Source organism: Bacillus sp. FSL E2-0195, from assembly GCF_038003645.1.
In the GTDB taxonomy this organism is placed as follows: Bacteria; Bacillota; Bacilli; order Bacillales; family Bacillaceae_G; genus Bacillus_A; species Bacillus_A mycoides.
This window is the reverse complement of record NZ_JBBOPN010000001.1, coordinates 5155009-5171122: the sequence shown is the minus strand read 5'-3', so window position 1 is coordinate 5171122 and position 16114 is coordinate 5155009. Positions and strand designations below refer to the sequence as shown.

The 16114-nt window shown below is 37.4% G+C and carries 16 protein-coding genes; 9 read left to right on the top strand and 7 right to left on the bottom strand.

All coding sequences use genetic code 11. The features are described 5' to 3' along the window. Positions 1 to 38: 38 nt before the first annotated feature. On the bottom strand, positions 39 to 224 hold the full coding sequence (locus MHH59_RS26835; protein ID WP_001147171.1) for a 2-hydroxymuconate tautomerase: 186 nt from the start codon (positions 222 to 224) through the stop codon (positions 39 to 41). Between the two features lie 112 nt (positions 225 to 336). Here MHH59_RS26835 and MHH59_RS26830 point away from each other — a divergent pair, with 112 nt between their 5' ends. Together MHH59_RS26830 and MHH59_RS26825 are read left to right on the top strand one after the other, a co-directional pair. Continuing rightward, positions 337 to 1011, top strand: a complete 675-nt coding sequence (locus MHH59_RS26830) for a site-2 protease family protein (RefSeq protein ID WP_002016358.1) — start codon at positions 337 to 339, stop codon at positions 1009 to 1011. A gap of 25 nt (positions 1012 to 1036) precedes the next feature. Beyond that, entirely contained in the window at positions 1037 to 1546 is a 510-nt protein-coding gene (locus tag MHH59_RS26825; protein ID WP_002016357.1) for a YwhD family protein, read from the top strand. Positions 1547 to 1578: 32 nt separating this feature from the next. On the opposite strand, the gene MHH59_RS26820 is transcribed toward MHH59_RS26825, so the two are convergent. After that, positions 1579 to 3630 (bottom strand): transglycosylase domain-containing protein, encoded by a 2052-nt coding sequence (locus tag MHH59_RS26820; protein ID WP_088291712.1) that lies wholly within the window; start codon positions 3628 to 3630, stop codon positions 1579 to 1581. A gap of 100 nt (positions 3631 to 3730) precedes the next feature. Then, positions 3731 to 4456 (bottom strand): glycerophosphodiester phosphodiesterase, encoded by a 726-nt coding sequence (locus MHH59_RS26815; protein WP_002068526.1) that lies wholly within the window; start codon positions 4454 to 4456, stop codon positions 3731 to 3733. Between the two features lie 150 nt (positions 4457 to 4606). Between MHH59_RS26815 and MHH59_RS26810 the strand changes: the two genes are divergently transcribed. The 4 genes from MHH59_RS26810 (at position 4607) to speB (ending at position 8288) form a co-directional block, all read left to right on the top strand. Beyond that, a complete protein-coding gene (locus tag MHH59_RS26810) occupies positions 4607 to 5014 on the top strand; it encodes a MerR family transcriptional regulator (protein ID WP_002016353.1) in 408 nt (135 codons plus the stop codon). Between the two features lie 5 nt (positions 5015 to 5019). Continuing rightward, the gene (locus tag MHH59_RS26805) at positions 5020 to 6183 is read left to right on the top strand and encodes an MFS transporter (protein ID WP_002016352.1); all 1164 of its coding nucleotides are present in this window, start codon (positions 5020 to 5022) and stop codon (positions 6181 to 6183) included. Positions 6184 to 6369: 186 nt separating this feature from the next. Then, a complete protein-coding gene (speE, locus tag MHH59_RS26800; protein WP_000424693.1) occupies positions 6370 to 7197 on the top strand; it encodes a polyamine aminopropyltransferase in 828 nt (275 codons plus the stop codon). A gap of 218 nt (positions 7198 to 7415) precedes the next feature. Beyond that, entirely contained in the window at positions 7416 to 8288 is an 873-nt protein-coding gene (speB, locus tag MHH59_RS26795; protein ID WP_002016350.1) for an agmatinase, read from the top strand. 440 nt (positions 8289 to 8728) lie between these two features. Here speB and MHH59_RS26790 read toward each other — a convergent pair whose 3' ends face one another. Then, entirely contained in the window at positions 8729 to 9766 is a 1038-nt protein-coding gene (locus MHH59_RS26790; protein ID WP_002130098.1) for a PTS sugar transporter subunit IIC, read from the bottom strand. Positions 9767 to 10000: 234 nt separating this feature from the next. Between MHH59_RS26790 and MHH59_RS26785 the strand changes: the two genes are divergently transcribed. Next, positions 10001 to 10363, top strand: a complete 363-nt coding sequence (locus tag MHH59_RS26785; RefSeq protein ID WP_002130097.1) for a YxeA family protein — start codon at positions 10001 to 10003, stop codon at positions 10361 to 10363. A 25-nt stretch (positions 10364 to 10388) separates the two neighbouring features. Here the strand turns inward: MHH59_RS26785 and MHH59_RS26780 are convergent, their stop codons facing one another. Continuing rightward, a complete protein-coding gene (locus tag MHH59_RS26780) occupies positions 10389 to 11429 on the bottom strand; it encodes a S66 family peptidase (RefSeq protein ID WP_201057097.1) in 1041 nt (346 codons plus the stop codon). Positions 11430 to 11577: 148 nt separating this feature from the next. On the opposite strand from MHH59_RS26780, the gene MHH59_RS26775 reads away from it, so the two are divergent. Both MHH59_RS26775 and argS read left to right on the top strand, forming a co-directional pair. Continuing rightward, positions 11578 to 12015 (top strand): DUF1934 domain-containing protein, encoded by a 438-nt coding sequence (locus MHH59_RS26775; protein WP_340852827.1) that lies wholly within the window; start codon positions 11578 to 11580, stop codon positions 12013 to 12015. Continuing rightward, complete coding sequence (gene argS, locus MHH59_RS26770) at positions 12015 to 13685, top strand: arginine--tRNA ligase (protein ID WP_002016342.1); 1671 nt, start codon at positions 12015 to 12017, stop codon at positions 13683 to 13685. The genes MHH59_RS26775 and argS overlap by 1 nt, the downstream gene beginning before the upstream one ends. Positions 13686 to 13900: 215 nt before the next feature. Here argS and MHH59_RS26765 read toward each other — a convergent pair whose 3' ends face one another. Beyond that, a complete protein-coding gene (locus MHH59_RS26765) occupies positions 13901 to 14275 on the bottom strand; it encodes a hypothetical protein (RefSeq protein WP_340852824.1) in 375 nt (124 codons plus the stop codon). A 145-nt stretch (positions 14276 to 14420) separates the two neighbouring features. Further along, positions 14421 to 15821 carry a M28 family metallopeptidase gene (locus tag MHH59_RS26760; protein WP_033709857.1) on the bottom strand — a complete coding sequence of 467 codons (1401 nt, stop codon included), beginning with the start codon at positions 15819 to 15821 and terminating at the stop codon, positions 14421 to 14423. Positions 15822 to 16114 lie beyond the last annotated feature (293 nt).

Genomic DNA, 16114 nt, shown 5'->3' with positions numbered 1-16114 from the left:
AAGCAGCAAAGAGCTGCTTCTTATGAAAAAACTTGAAATTATTTGTCGCTTAAGCGTTTTCCGCCAACTGCATAATGGTTTTTAGACATTTCTTCGATGAAAACAACGATGTTTTCTTCAGGAGCACCAGTTGTTTCGCTTACTGCTGCTGTTACTTTCTCAGCAAGAGCTTTCTTTTGTTCTTCTGTGCGTCCTTCTAGCATTTTCACTGTTACGTATGGCATGTATAATCGCTCCTTTTATGTAAGTTACACTCTTATTATAGCGGATTATGAGGAAGAACAATCGGAAAAACAAATAATTTCTTTTTTTGACATATGGAAGAGGAGATGAGTTATGGATCAGTTATTTAGATACCCATTGCAACAAATTCCATTGGTAGCAATGGCGATTATTATTGCGCTATCTGTGCATGAATTTGCACATGCGTATGTTGCATATAAATTTGGAGACGATACAGCGAAAAAGCAAGGACGTTTAACATTATCACCGATGGCTCATTTAGATCCTATCGGTATGATTGCTGTACTAATTCTTGGATTCGGTTGGGCAAGACCAGTACCTGTTAATCCGTATAACTTTAAAAGACCGCGTCTTGCGGGAATATTAGTTTCTATTGCGGGACCGATAAGTAATCTTATCTTAAGTGCAATAGGTTTAATTATTTGGTATAGCTTAATAACGTTTGGTGTGTTAGATGCGATGCCACTTGCAGTAGCAGATACGCTGGATCAATTTTTCCAAATTTTTATTATGCTTAATATTGTTTTACTTGTATTTAATTTATTACCAATCCCGCCACTTGATGGGTATCGCGTTGTGGAAGATTTAGCACCAGCAAATATTCGTGCGAAAATGACACAGTATGAAAAGTATGGATCAATTGCGTTATTAATTCTTGTTATTACACCGCTTAGCAATTACACAATTCAACCTATTTTCAATGTTGTTATTCCATATGTATTAGTATTTTTACAAAATATCATTGCGCCTATTTTCAGGCTTTTTTAATCATTAAGCGAGGAGGAGTTTACATATGACAGAGAAAAAGAAAAAAATCGGTTTTAATATCGTGAAAAATGATTCAACAGATGGACATGGTGGTTTTGGCGTTGGGGCATTAAGTTTAGAAAATATTTCTCCTGTATTTGTTGATGTATTAGAGAAAACTGCGTTCGTTGATATCGGTGCGATGCATGCGCGTAGTACAGTAGAAAAAGGAATTAAGTTTTTAACAAATAAAGATGAAGTTCCAAACGGAAAACCGTTTTGGCTTGTTTGGGTAACAATTGAAAGAACACCAAACGGTGCTTATTACGCAGGTGCAACAGCCTGTGAAATGACAGTTGATCGTGAAATTCGCCGCGGATATAAATCACTTCCAGAGCATGTAAATAAAATGGATAAATCCCTAAAGCGTCACATCATGATTGATCATATGGATGAATCATCTAAAAAAGTACTTGGTACATTCTTAAAAGAGCATAATGAAGCAATTTGGAACGAATCTAGTGAAGAATTGCGCCATGCATTATTAGGCGAATAAAAATAGCTGACGGATTTCCGTCAGCTATTTTTTTACCACGGGAGATATTTTTTCCACCAACCCGCCTTTTTCTTCTCTTCACTAACCTTTTCGAACTCTTCCTTATCATCAACGTGATCCATACAATACTCTGTTGGCTCTGTACCTTTTGCGAAATACATTTTCACAGAAATGGGACAATTTTTTGTAGCAATCTTACCGTTTTCAGGATTAACATCGACTGCAACAACATCTGCTGGTTGTTTAAACTCTTGTTTAGGCTGTCCATCTAATCCTTTTTCCATTGTATCGGTCCATATTTTTTTTGCGTATCCTTGTTCTGCTATGTTTGAAATGGATTTAGGTTGATCGTATCCAATCCAAACGCCTGTTACAAGTTGTGGGGTAAATCCAATCATCCAACTATCAGTTTCTGTAGAACCAGACTTTCCAGCATATGTTCTTGATAGTTTTGATAACATCGATTGACCGGTCACAGCGGCATAACTGCTTAGTTTTTTATTAAACATACCTGCCATCATTTCTTCCATCACAAAGGCTTTGCTTTTATCTAGAACTTGTTTACTTTCTAAATGAGCGTCGTATAGCATATTTCCTTCATGATCAACGATGCGCCTTATAAAGATTGGTTTTACTTCTTTCCCGCCGTTTGCAAACATGCTATAAGCATTGACCATTTCAATTGGTTTTACAGGAGATGTGCCGAGAGCAAGAGACGGAACATCTTTTAATGCGCTAGTAATACCGAATTGCTTCGCTGTTTTTGTAAGAATGTCTTCGCCTAAAAATAGATTTGTCTTCACAGCATATACGTTATCAGAAACAGCGAGTGCTTGTGCCATTGTCACAAAGTCGTCTGCATAATAGTTTTTATAATTTTTCGGTTTATATTTGGAAACACCGTCACCTAAAGTGAATACAGTATATTCGCTTTTTAAGCGCGTAGCAGGGGTGAATCCTCGTTCTAAGGCTGCGTAATATAGGAATGGCTTAAATGTAGAGCCGGGCTGACGAGCGGCTTGTGTAGCTCTGTTAAATTGACTCGTATTATAATCAGTTCCACCAACAAGGGCAGCCACTTCACCCGTTTTTGGATTCATAGAGACGAGGGCAGTTTGGATGTTTGTTGTTTCAGGTATATGATTTTTTACAGCTTGCTCTGCTACAGATTGTAATTTAGGGTCTAGCGTTGTATAAATACGTAAGCCACCTCGCTGTAAGGCTTGCTCATCTAATCCGATATCCCGAAGAAGAGAAGCTTGTACAGCATCTTGGAAATAAGGTGCGACCTCTGCAACTTTTTTCGTATCCAATGAAGCAAAAGTAAGTGTTTCCTTTTTTGCTGAGGTAGCTTGCTGTTTTGTAATATAACCTTGTTCTACCATTTCATCTAGTATGAGAGATTGACGCCCTTTAGCACGCTCCTCTTTTAAAAAGGGAGAGTAGAAGCTAGGTCCTTTCGGAATACCTGCGAGCATACTAGCTTCTGCTAATGTTAATTCTTTTGCAGTTTTATCGAAATACAGGCGAGAAGCAGCTTCGATTCCGTAAGCACCATGCCCGTAATAAATTGTATTTAAATATCCTTCTAAAATATGATTTTTATTATAGTTCACTTCAAGGCGAACGGTATACATTGCCTCTAATAGTTTACGCTTCCACGTTTTATCATGATCTAAGTATAGGTTACGAGCATACTGTTGTGTAATAGTACTAGCACCTTGTACTTTTGCCATTGCTTTTAAATCGGCAACAATGGCACCAACAATGCGCTTTATATCAAATCCATGATGTTTGTAGAATCGTTGATCTTCAATAGATAGTGTTGCCTCTTTTACATAAGGAGAAATTTCATCAAGAGATACATTATAGCGCTTTTGTGTTTCATTACTTTGTCCTATAACAGTGTCATCATTAGCGTAAAAGACACTCGTTTGCGGCACTGCAACAGGGGGAGGCCCCATAATTTTTGCAGCTATAATGATAATAAAAAAGGAAAAAACGAAAAAAAGAACACAAGAAAACATTACGGTGAAGAAAAGACGTTTATATTTTTTAAGTTTTGGATTCATAGTTTGATCCATCTTTTTCAGCCCCTCATTAATACAAGCATTATTGTATTAGTATTGAGGGTTTTCGTTTATTTTAAACAATGAAATTTTGAAAACAAAAAAGCCCCTTCAATTAAGAAAGGAGCTCAAAGGCACGTGCTGGCCAATCGGTAATGATGACATCTACACCATAGTCAATCATAGTTTGTAAATCTTTATATTCATTAATAGTGTAAGGACGAAAAACGTATCCTTGCCCCTGTGCTAATTGGACAAACTCTTTCGTTAATAATTGAAAGTTTGGATGTAATCCAGTCGCCTCGCGCCTTTTTGCTTCAGCAATAGGATCTGCAAGTGGTGTATCGTACAAAATCGCTCTTGGAATTTCTGGAGCAATTTCTGCTAATAATGAAACGGAATCGTGGTTAAATGATGAAAATACAATTTGATTGGATAGATGATATTCACGAACAAGAGCAACAACTTTTTCTTCAATATTTGGATAATGAAGAACATCTGTTTTTAATTCAATGTTAAGTTGTAAATTTGTTGTAGAGAGCCAAATAAATACTTCTCGTAATGTTGGGATTTTCGCCTCATGGAAAGAAGGATCTTTATGGCTACCAGCATCTAAAGCTTGTAATTCCTCTACAGTTTTCTCAGAAACAAGTCCCACGCCATTTGTTGTGCGGTCCACCGTTTCATCATGAATAACAACTAGTTCACCATCTTTTGATAGATGAACATCAAGTTCAATTCCGTGAGCCCCAATGCGTTCAGCCTCTTGGAAGGCAATCATCGTATTTTCTGGGTGTGTTCCTTTTACCCCGCGATGAGCGAAAATAAGTGGTTTATTCATGTGGAAATCTCCTTATCATCTCTTTTCTTTTATTATGAAACTGCTTTGAGAAAAATACAATTCATATGACAAACATTTACAAAAGTATAACAGTTGCACAAAAGTTAACGTTAACGTAAAATGTAATAATCGGTGAAGGGAGGAATACACATGTATAAAATCGATGAAGTAACAAAGCAAGTTGGTTTAACAAAGCGTACACTTCGTTATTATGAGGAAATTGGTTTAATTCATCCCCCAGAACGCAGTGAAGGGAATATTCGCCTGTATACAGACGAGGACATTGCGAGAATTAAAAGGATTGTGGAAGCGAAAGAAGTACTAGGAATTACGCTTCAAGAAATGCAACATTTCTTATCGTTAAAAGAAAGAATGGAACAAAGAAGAAATAGTGAGAATCCGCGTGACCGTGAAGTGATTCAAGAAATTAAAGAGATGCTTGAAAAACAAGTGCAAACGTTAGACGAAAAAATGGAGCAAATGCAGCGTGTTAAGGCAGAGCTAGAGGATAGTTTAAGCCGTGCAGTTACATTTTTAGAGAATACAAAAGGAGAGTAATCAAAATGGAGAGCAAACAAAAATTAGGGAGATTGATTACAGTGGTGGCTACCTTCCTTGCCTTTTCAGGTATAGGAGTAGTCGACCCAATTTTACCAAGTATTGCTGAACAAATTGGTGCTTCGCATTGGCAAGTCGAGATGTTATTTACAGCATATATTTTAACGATGGCAATTATGATGTTACCAGCTGGAATATTTGCATCAAGATTTGGTGATAAACGAATGATGACGATCGGTCTTGCGATTGTAACTGTATTTGCATTTATATGTGGTATATCGCAAACGATTGCTCAATTATCTCTTTTCCGCGCGGGGTGGGGATTAGGAAATGCGATGTTCTTTGCAACGGCGATGACATTATTAATTGCATTAAGTAAAGAAGTTCATGAAGCAGTAGGATTATATGAAGCAGCTATCGGTTTAGGGATGGCAGGTGGCCCATTGTTAGGTGGTATATTAGGTGGACATTCTTGGCGTTACCCATTTTTTGCGACGAGTATTTTAATTTCTTTAGCATTTATTTTAGTTTTCTTTTTTGTAAAAGAACCGGAGCGAAAAGTGAAGCGTAAAGCAGCAGGCGTAGGAGAATTACTTAACCTGGTGAAGTATAAACCGTTTATGCAAGGTGCCATTTCCGGGATGTTATATTACTACGGATTTTTCGTCGTGTTAGCATATTCACCACTTATTATGCATTTATCTGCTATTCAATTAGGATTTGTATTTTGCGGATGGGGATTAGCATTAGCTTACGGATCAGCAATTTTAGCGCATAAGCTAGAAGGTAAATATGAACCAAAAACATTGTTAAAAGGTAGTTTACTTGTATTTGCGATTTTCTTAATTGCACTATTCTTCGTTAAAATCATGTGGTTACAAATCGTGTTAATCGTTCTATCAGGATTAGCATCAGGCTTAAATAACGCGTTATTTACAAGTTATGTAATGGATATTTCACCTTATGAAAGATCTGTTACATCAGGTGTTTATAACTTCGTTCGTTGGTTAGGGGGTGCGATTGCTCCAATTTTATCAGGAGTCATCGGTCATACAGTTTCACCACAAAGTCCGTTTTTAGTCGGTGGAATTGTTGTGTTAGTTGGTTGCGTAATGATCTTAATTCCGATTCGTAAACCGGTAGAAATAGAGACAAAAACCCTTTCTTAAGAAAGGGTTTTCTTTCCTATTACAGAGCAATCCCTTTTCACATATATGTTAGAACCCTCTGACTAAAATATATTTTCGGTATTTTTTTACTTTTAACTATACTTTTTGGATGTTTTGTTTTATTTTTGTTAGGGGACATTAATGATGTCCCTATTATAAATTTGCATTGAAAGGCGTGATTGTACGATGGAACTATGGTTCACTGAAAAACAAACAAAGCATTTTGGAATTACGGCGCGTATTAACCGCACATTACATACGGAGCAAACAGAATTCCAAAAACTTGATATGGTTGAAACGGAAGAGTTCGGAAACATGCTTATTTTAGACGGCATGGTTATGACGACAGAAAAGGACGAGTTCGTTTATCATGAAATGGTAGCGCACGTACCTTTATTTACACATCCAAACCCTGAGAACGTATTAGTTGTTGGTGGTGGCGATGGTGGTGTTATTCGTGAAGTGTTAAAACACCCAAGCGTGAAGAAAGCAACTCTTGTTGAAATCGATGGAAAAGTAATTGAGTACTCTAAGCAGTACTTACCATCAATTGCAGGTGCATTAGATGATGAGCGTGTAGAAGTAAAAGTAGGAGACGGTTTCCTACACATCGCAGAAAGCGAAAACGAATATGACGTAATTATGGTAGATTCTACTGAGCCAGTAGGTCCAGCAGTAAACCTATTTACAAAAGGCTTCTACGCTGGAATTTCAAAAGCGTTAAAAGAAGATGGTATTTTCGTTGCCCAAACGGACAACCCTTGGTTTACACCAGAACTAATTACAACTGTGTTTAAAGACGTAAAAGAGATTTTCCCAATTACTCGTCTATACACAGCAAACATTCCGACGTATCCAAGTGGACTTTGGACGTTCACAATCGGATCTAAAAAACATGATCCATTAGAAGTAAGTGAAGAGCGTTTCCACGAAATCGAAACGAAATACTACACAAAAGAATTACACAATGCAGCATTCGCATTACCGAAATTTGTTGGCGATTTAATTAAGTAAGAGCGTTAAATTGAAATAAATAAAGTGTAAGTAACTCATTTAAGGTGTTTGTCTAGAAGGCTTGAACATGCTAGTTACTTACACTGCTACAAATGAAGTAGTCTTCTTGTGATAACAAGAAGGCCCAGGTAAATCGAGAAAGAGGAGCAATGCGCTCCAAATTTGAGAAATAGTGAAAGGTTGGGATACCTTAAGTTCCACATAAGGAGGAAAAGAATATGCGTTTTGATGAAGCTTATTCAGGTAAAGTATTTATTAAAAGTCATCCAAGTTTTGAAGAGTCAGAGGCAGTTATTTACGGGATGCCTATGGATTGGACAGTAAGTTTCCGTCCAGGATCTCGCTTTGGCCCTGCACGTATTCGTGAAGTATCAATCGGTCTTGAAGAATATAGTCCGTATTTAGATCGTGAACTAGAAGAGGTAAAATATTTTGATGCGGGTGATATCCCATTACCATTTGGGAATCCACAGCGCAGCATAGACATGATTGAAGAATATGTAACAAAACTATTAGATGCCGGTAAGTTTCCACTAGGTCTCGGCGGAGAGCACTTAGTGTCTTGGCCAATTTTTAAGGCAATGGCAAAAAAATATCCGGATTTAGCAATCATCCATATGGATGCTCATACTGACTTACGTGAGTCATATGAGGGAGAGCCTTTATCCCACTCTACACCAATTCGTAAAGTGTGCGATTTAATTGGTCCGGAAAACGTATATTCTTTCGGTATTCGTTCTGGAATGAAGGAAGAATTCGAATGGGCAAAAGAAGTAGGTATGAACTTATATAAATTTGACGTATTAGAACCGTTAAAGGAAGTATTACCGAAACTTGCAGGACGCCCAGTCTATGTCACAATCGACATCGACGTATTAGACCCAGCTCACGCTCCTGGAACAGGAACATTAGAAGCTGGAGGTATCACATCTAAAGAACTATTAGAGTCCATCGTAGCAATTGCAAATTCAAATATAAAAGTAGTCGGAGCAGACTTAGTAGAAGTAGCTCCAGTCTACGATCATAGTGATCAAACACCAATCGCAGCAAGCAAATTCGTGCGGGAAATGCTGCTCGGTTGGGTTAAATAAAAGCGTAGGTAGCTCGCTCAGAATCGCAGGTCATTGGAACGCTCGACCGAGAAGCGCTTTTGGCTTCGAACGAGAGTTTGAAATGGCCGGAGATTCTAGCTGCTGTAGCTGGATAAAATAAAAGCGCAAGCGGCTCGCTCAGAATGTGAGGGGGATGGAGCTTCAGACGTAGAGGCGTTTTTTGCCTCGAAGGAAGAAGCGAAGCCACCGATCATTCTAGCCGCTGTAGCTGGATAAAGTAAAAGTGAAGCCGACTCAAAAAGTATTTTGAGCCGGCTTCTTTTATTAATAGGTAGGTTATTATTGTCTTATTTAGTAGTTAAGTCGATATCCTTTGTCGAAACGTCGATATATGCGGAGTTGTGTTCAATATAATTTCACTTACCGTCACGCGACATAAAAAAGAGCTATTCTCAAACGATGAGAATAGCTCCCTTTCTTTACGCAACTTTCTCTTCCGAAGTAATTCCGCGAATTTCATCAGCAGAACGGATTGGATATTTGCGGAACACAATAGAACCGACGTATCCAACAATAGTGGTAACGATTCCACATAATACGGCAGCAATCGTTACTTTTATTACATCATTAAATCCGAACAGTACGAGAAGTCCTGGAATTGGTGATGCTGTCCCTGGTGCATTATTAACGAGCTGGAATAGCGACGTAATAATACCGGCAAGCGCACCGCCAACAAAGTTTGTCATATAGATAGGAATTGGATTTGCTGAGACAACATCGGCCTGTGTTAACGGCTCGATTGCCACGGCGATTGTATCTTTCTTTGAACAGATTTTTAGTCGTTTAAAGAAAATGAAGTTCATTGGGGCAGAAGCTGCTACGGCAAGACTACCAATTGCCATTGGTAAACCAGTTAATCCAAGCATTGCAGTTAGTGCCATAGAACTTAATGGAGATGTAGAAATAACTGTTATTAATCCACCAAGCATAATACCCATAATGATAGGACTTTCTGTAGTTGCAACTGAAATCATAGAACCGATTTTACCAAGTGTTGCGTTAACGAGTGGATCCATAAGCATGGCCATTCCGCGTGAAATTGGTGCAGCGATAAATAGGATTGCTAAAAACTCTACACCAGCTGGTAATTTCTTTTCGAGAAACTTCACGACGAAGGCACAAACGTATCCAGCGAAAAATCCTGGTAAAATACCGAATCCGCTAGTAGCGATACCGATTAAAACAGCGTATACGGGTGAGACACCGATTGCTAATGCGACTAAAATTGCCGCTGCGACACCGCTCATGCTACCAGAAGCTACTCCTACTGATTGTAAAAAGTCATTATGAAACATTTCTCCACCAATATAACGGTGAAATGCTTCAATAAGAAAACTTGCGATTGCTGCATTAGCTAAAGCGCCCATTGCTTTCATTCCGTAAGGCGCACGGTAACTGAAAAGTGTAAATAGACAAAGTACAACAAGTAATAGTGCTAAACCTTGCAAGATAGCCATTTGAAAATTGTCTCCTTTGATTTTTGTAATAAAAATTTGTATCATTCAATAATAATATAAAAGTTTGTTAAACGGAAAAATTTTTTATTGGGAAATCGCTGTAAGGTGAAAAACTCTTACAATAATGTAAGGAAAGTGTAAGGCATTTCGATAGAGTATAGTATGCCTTTTTTCGTATAATACAGGTATAGACATACGGCTAGTGAGAAAGCAGTGCAAACAGGAGGCGCATTTATGAAATTGGTAATTAAAGTTTTAGCTGTGTTCGCCATTATTTTAGGTGGAACAGCATATTATTTAAACACGAAAACAGAAGGTGTGCATGCTTTTGTAGACAACTTCTTTTCAAATAAAGAAATACAAGATTATTATGCTGTTATAGATAAAAGTGAGAAAAAAGACGATGAATATTTGTATACATTTAAAGGGTATACAGAAGATGGAAAGCTACAAGTTATTAAAAGAATGGTGAACCGTGAATTGCATACGGGTGCTTTTATAAAAATTTATGCAAAAGGTATGCAGGGAAAAGGATGGGCTGAAATCTCGAAAGAATCAATCCCGCAAAAAGCGTTGCAAAAAATAGAAAAACCATAAAAGGAGCGAATCGTTCGCTCCTTTTTTAGTGCGTTAAAATGGTGATAGCTGAACCTTCTTTATTAGAAATGATTTTTGCCCTTCCACCAATTGGGAAAGTAAAGATTGGAGTTGTATGTCCGAAACTGGCATTCGCAATAATAGGGATATGAGCAAGTTCAGGCTTTGAAGCAATCATTTCTTGAATGTCCTCTATCATACATTCTGTTCCTTTTTGCATTCTTCCTATAACGATGCCTTTTACGTATTCAAAATCAGTTTGCTGCATAAGAGAATGTAAATATCGATCGAAAGTTTTAAGTGTAGCTTTTCCCGTTAAACTATCTTCTTCAAGAAATAAAACTTTATTTCTTAAGCTTGGCATATATGGTGTACCTTGTAGTAAATTCAAAGTGCTCATATTTCCGCCGATAATATCCCCTGTAGCTTCTCCTTCTTGAATCGAAACATATCCTTCATTTTTAATAAATTCTCGATTTTCTTGATCCATATACCAAGAATCATCGCTCCATGTTTCAGATGGTAGGATTTCAATAGGTTCATGAGAAGTTAAGCACTTTAAAAAGTAATCGGTCGTATAATCGAGTCCTTTCTCCATTCCAAATGAAGAGAAGTGAGGACCTGAATATGTAACTAAGCCTGTTTTAGCATAAATCGCGTTACTTAAAGCGGTAATATCAGAATAACCGCAGAAAATTTTCGGATTTTCTCGAATTAAATCATAATTGAGATGTTTCAATAAACCATTAGAGTTGTATCCGCCAAGTGTCGTCAAAATGGCTTTTACATTAGGATCTCTAAATGCTTCGTGGAGGTCTTGAACTCGTGAAGAAATAGAAGAGGAAGCGAATCGATCTATCTCATCAGCATATTTTGAGAATGTAACTTGAAAGCCTATGTCGGTTAATCTTTTTATAGCAAGGTCTCTGTTTTCATTTGAGACAATACTTAAACTACAAGATGGTGAAATAACCCTTATTTCATCACCTTTTTTTAATTTTGTTAGTAGCACCAAATTCACCCCTTGAAATGAAAGAATATTTAGATTTAAAAAATATTTTAACATATGAAATAAAGTGAAGGTGAATTATTTTTTGAAAAGGAGTTTTCCTGATTTTTCAGCAGACAGACAGAGTCTTTTTTTGATATGATAGGAAAAGTGATTTATTATAAGTAGTATTTAATATCTATAACATTTGAAGGGTGTGCAAGACGTGAAGAAACAACTTGCAGGCTTGCCGGTACACGTTCATTTCGTAACAGAAATCCGTGAAGGGGCGAGGAAGGAAACCGTTGCTTTTGAAGCAAATGGTCAATACTATGTAAAAGGTCAAGGTACATATATAACATTCCAAGAGCCGAACGAACAAGGCGAAGTGAAAACAATTATTAAAATTCAAGATGAACAAGTTCTCATTATGCGTTCAGGTGCTATTTCTATGCGTCAGACGCATTTGAAAGGTGAATGGACAACTGGTACGTATACGAGTGAACTTGGTACGTTTGCATTGCAAACGAAAACTGATAACGTTCTTTTTAAATGGTCGGATGAAAAGAAAAAAGGACAACTCTTCTTAACGTACGCATTGCTTCTAAGTGAACAAGAAGCTGGCAGATATACAATTACACTTAATTTGAAGGAGGCAAAATAATGAATTCTTTAGAACAAGTAAAAGGATTGATTAAAGAAGAAATTCAAGCTGCTGTATTAAAGGCAGAACTAGCGACAGAAGAACAAATTCCAAACGTTGTATTAGAATCTCCAAAAGATAAAACAAATGGTGACTTCTCTACAAATATGGCAATGCAACTTGCACGCGTTGCGAAAAAAGCACCTCGTATGATTGCAGAAGAATTAGTTGCAAACTTCGATAAAGCAAAAGCTTCTATTGAAAAAATTGAAATCGCTGGTCCTGGTTTCATTAACTTCTACATGGATAATAGCTACTTAACAGACTTAATCCCAACAATCGTCAACGCTGGTGAAGCATACGGTGAAACGAATACTGGTAAAGGTGAAAAAGTACAAATTGAGTTCGTATCTGCGAATCCAACAGGCGATCTTCACTTAGGACATGCACGTGGTGCGGCAGTAGGTGACACTTTATGTAACGTATTAGCAAAAGCAGGATATGATGTATCTCGTGAGTACTACATTAATGATGCTGGTAACCAAATTCATAACTTAGCTCTTTCTGTTGAAGCTCGTTACATGCAAGCTTTAGGTTTAGAGAAAGAAATGCCAGAAGACGGTTACCATGGTGCGGATATCATTGGAATCGGTAAACGTTTAGCTGAAGAGTTTGGCGATCGTTATGCAAAAGCTGATGCAGAAGAAAGCTATGAATTCTATCGTTCATACGGTTTAAAATATGAGTTAGCAAAACTTCAAAAAGACTTAGCAAGCTTCCGTGTTAACTTCGATGTGTGGTTCTCAGAAACATCATTATACAAAAACGGAAAAATTGATCAGGCTCTTGCTGTATTAAAAGAGCGTGACGAAATCTTTGAAGAAGGCGGAGCAACTTGGTTCCGTTCAATGACTTACGGTGACGACAAAAACCGTGTATTAATTAAAAATGACGGTTCTTACACATACTTAACGCCAGATATCGCTTATCACCGTGATAAATTAGAGCGTGGTTTCGATAAGCTAATCAACATTTGGGGTGCTGACCACCACGGTTACATTCCTCGTATGAAAGCTGCTATTCAAGCACTAGGTTACGATAAAGAAACACTTGAAGTAGAAATCATCCAAATGGTACAACTGTACCAAAATGGTGAAAAAATGAAAATGAGTAAGCGTACAGGTAAAGCAGTTACACTTCGTGAGCTTATGGAAGAAGTAGGCGTGGACGCAATGCGATACTTCTTCGCAATGCGTAGCGGTGATTCTCATTTAGACTTCGATATGGACTTAGCTGTATCAAAATCTAATGAAAACCCAGTATACTATGCACAATATGCACATGCTCGTGTATGCAGTATCCTTCGTCAAGGTGAAGAGTTAGGATTAGCTACAGGCGGAGACGTAAATTACAAACTTGTTACTTCTGAGAAAGAAGTAGAGTTACTGAAAAAACTTGGTGAATTCCCAGCTGTAGTTGCGGATGCAGCGCAAAAACGTCTGCCACACCGCATTACAAGCTATGCATTTGAATTAGCTGCAGCATTACACAGCTTCTACAATGCAGAAAAAGTATTAAACCAAGATAACTTAGAATTAAGTAAAGCTCGTTACGAATTAATGAAAGCAGTACGCACGACACTTCAAAATGCATTAGCAATCGTAGGAGTATCTGCACCAGAAAAAATGTAATAAAGAAAAGCGGAGCCGAGTGTTCGTTTTAAATAAAAAGCAATCACATGATGTTGTGATTGCTTTTTTATATGGAATAATAAAAAAAATTATCCAACAAAAGGAGAGCTTGCATCGTCTTATATAAGTGACAGGGGGGTACGATGGAAGAAAAGATGGAGAGATCGAGTATTGGATTTGTTTCATAAAGAAGGGCCTTGTAAGAGGCCCTTTTTCTATTGAATTGTATAAGTAACAGAAAAGCTAACAGGACTGTAGTAAACGAAAGGTGCATGAAATTGAACATACATATTCCCATCTGTTTTTGCGGTAAAAATTCTCCCATAACCATCAGAATAACGTCCGATGAGATTATTATTTGTATCGTAAATGCTGTAACTAGGGGTTTTACTATTAGGATGAATTGTTAGCTCTTGTCCTTTTTTAAGGTAAATTGGTTCTTTTTCAGAGCTACTGCCAGTTTGAATAGAATAAAATTTTGTGAAGTTCTGTTCTTGAGTAGCTGCAGCAGCCTTTGTTTCAGGAATAAAAGCGGTAGCTCCTGTAACACCTGCTAAAGTCAATGCGCCTGCTAGAAAAATTTTTTTCATAGTAGAAAAGCCTCCTTATTAGTTGTAATCATTTTCGTTACAGTTAACATTGTATACGATAATTGATAGGAGAAAATATGCGTTTATGCATATATATTTTTTCTCAATAAAAAACCACCGAAGAGATCGATGGTTTTACGTATTATTAAGCCGCTTTTTGTTCTATTTGATTAACAGGTTTTTGGAGTGTGTTATAAACGCCTGTTCCGATGATTTCTAATGCCATTTTCATACGTTCTGGCGAAATGTTTTCTAATACATTATCTTGAGGTGTGTGATATACCTTTTCAATATGATAGATTAATGGATTCCAACTATCGACGCCCATCCAAATAAATAGTGCAGAAGGAATACCCACTTCAGCAAATGGTACGTGATCACTAGAGCCGAATTTTCCTTGAAGAACAAGATTATTATTTAATTGTTTACCTGCTTGCAAGGCAGCATCTGTTACAAGGTTTGTAGAACCATCAGGAGTCATAGCATATAAATTTTTTGCTTTATCATAATTTGTTGCAACCATGTCTGCGTTAAAGACACCTAAAATTCGATCACGTTCCTTTTGGGACAGACTATTAACATAATAATCAGAGCCAAGTAAGCCAGTTTCCTCAGAACCAAAAGCAATAAAACGAATTTCTTTATCAGTTTCTACATTTTGAAAAGTACGAGCCAGTTCTAATACTAATCCTGTACCAGAAGCATTATCATTTGCCCCAGGTGCTCCAACGACACTATCGTAGTGTGAACTTACAACGACGGCCTTTTCATTACCTGTACTATTTTTTGGTTTCTTTTTAGCGATGACATTTAAGGATGTTAAATTAGATTCATGTCTCGCTTTTAGGGAAAGAATTGTTGTCTCTTTTTTAGCGATTTCTTCTTTAAATGCATTTCCTTGAGCATAAGCAAGACCGAAGACAGGGATAGCCTGTTTTTTAGTTAAGCGAGGATTGAAAGTTTGTCCATAGTTTCCGCGTCCGCCAATTAAGCTGTATAAAAGAACACCTTTTGCCCCTTTACTAACAGCATTTTCAACCTGTTTATTATAATCTGCTACTGTTGCACCTCTTTCGAATAAAACAATTTTTCCGTTTACCTCATTTGGAATATCGTCTAATTTTGTACCACCTTGAACAAAGATAAGTGGAGCTGTAACAGCTTCTGTAGAAATTAGTGCATTTGGAGCAGCGCCAGCTTGCCAATTACGCTTTGTCCCTAATGGTGATTCGATAAATCCAACGTATTGATCCGGCACTTGAAAGGGTTGGTACTCTACTTCATATCCCATTGATTTAAGCTTCATACCAACATAGCGAGAAGCCCATTCTTCTGATTTTGTACCACCTGGACGGGGACCGATTGTTTCGGATAAGAAACGGATATGCTCGATGGCGCGGTTTGCATCAACTTGTTTTGTAATAGGTGGAGTCTGTGTAATTTCTGACGTGGAATCAGCTTTTGCTTGCCCGATTGGAGCTAAGCTAACGGCGAGTGATACAGCAAGCAAGGAGCTTACTATTTTTTGTTTCAGTAATTTTCTCATTTTTTCCTCTCCCATTCTTCTATTCTCTCTGACTGACAAAAGAAGACGGATAACGACTATATTTTACCTTTATATATTTGAATTTTCAATAAATATATGTTGAGAAATAAAAAACGCTATATGCACATTTACATATTTTTAGCGGATGTATGTATGCTATCATTTTAAATGAAGGATCGCTTTCTGTTTGGAAGGCTCCTACATTGCATGAATCTAGTGTACCCAAACTTTAGATTATGTAGGGAAAAGAGATCCGTTATAGGATTTCTTTTCTTTTGTTTGAATCATGTGAT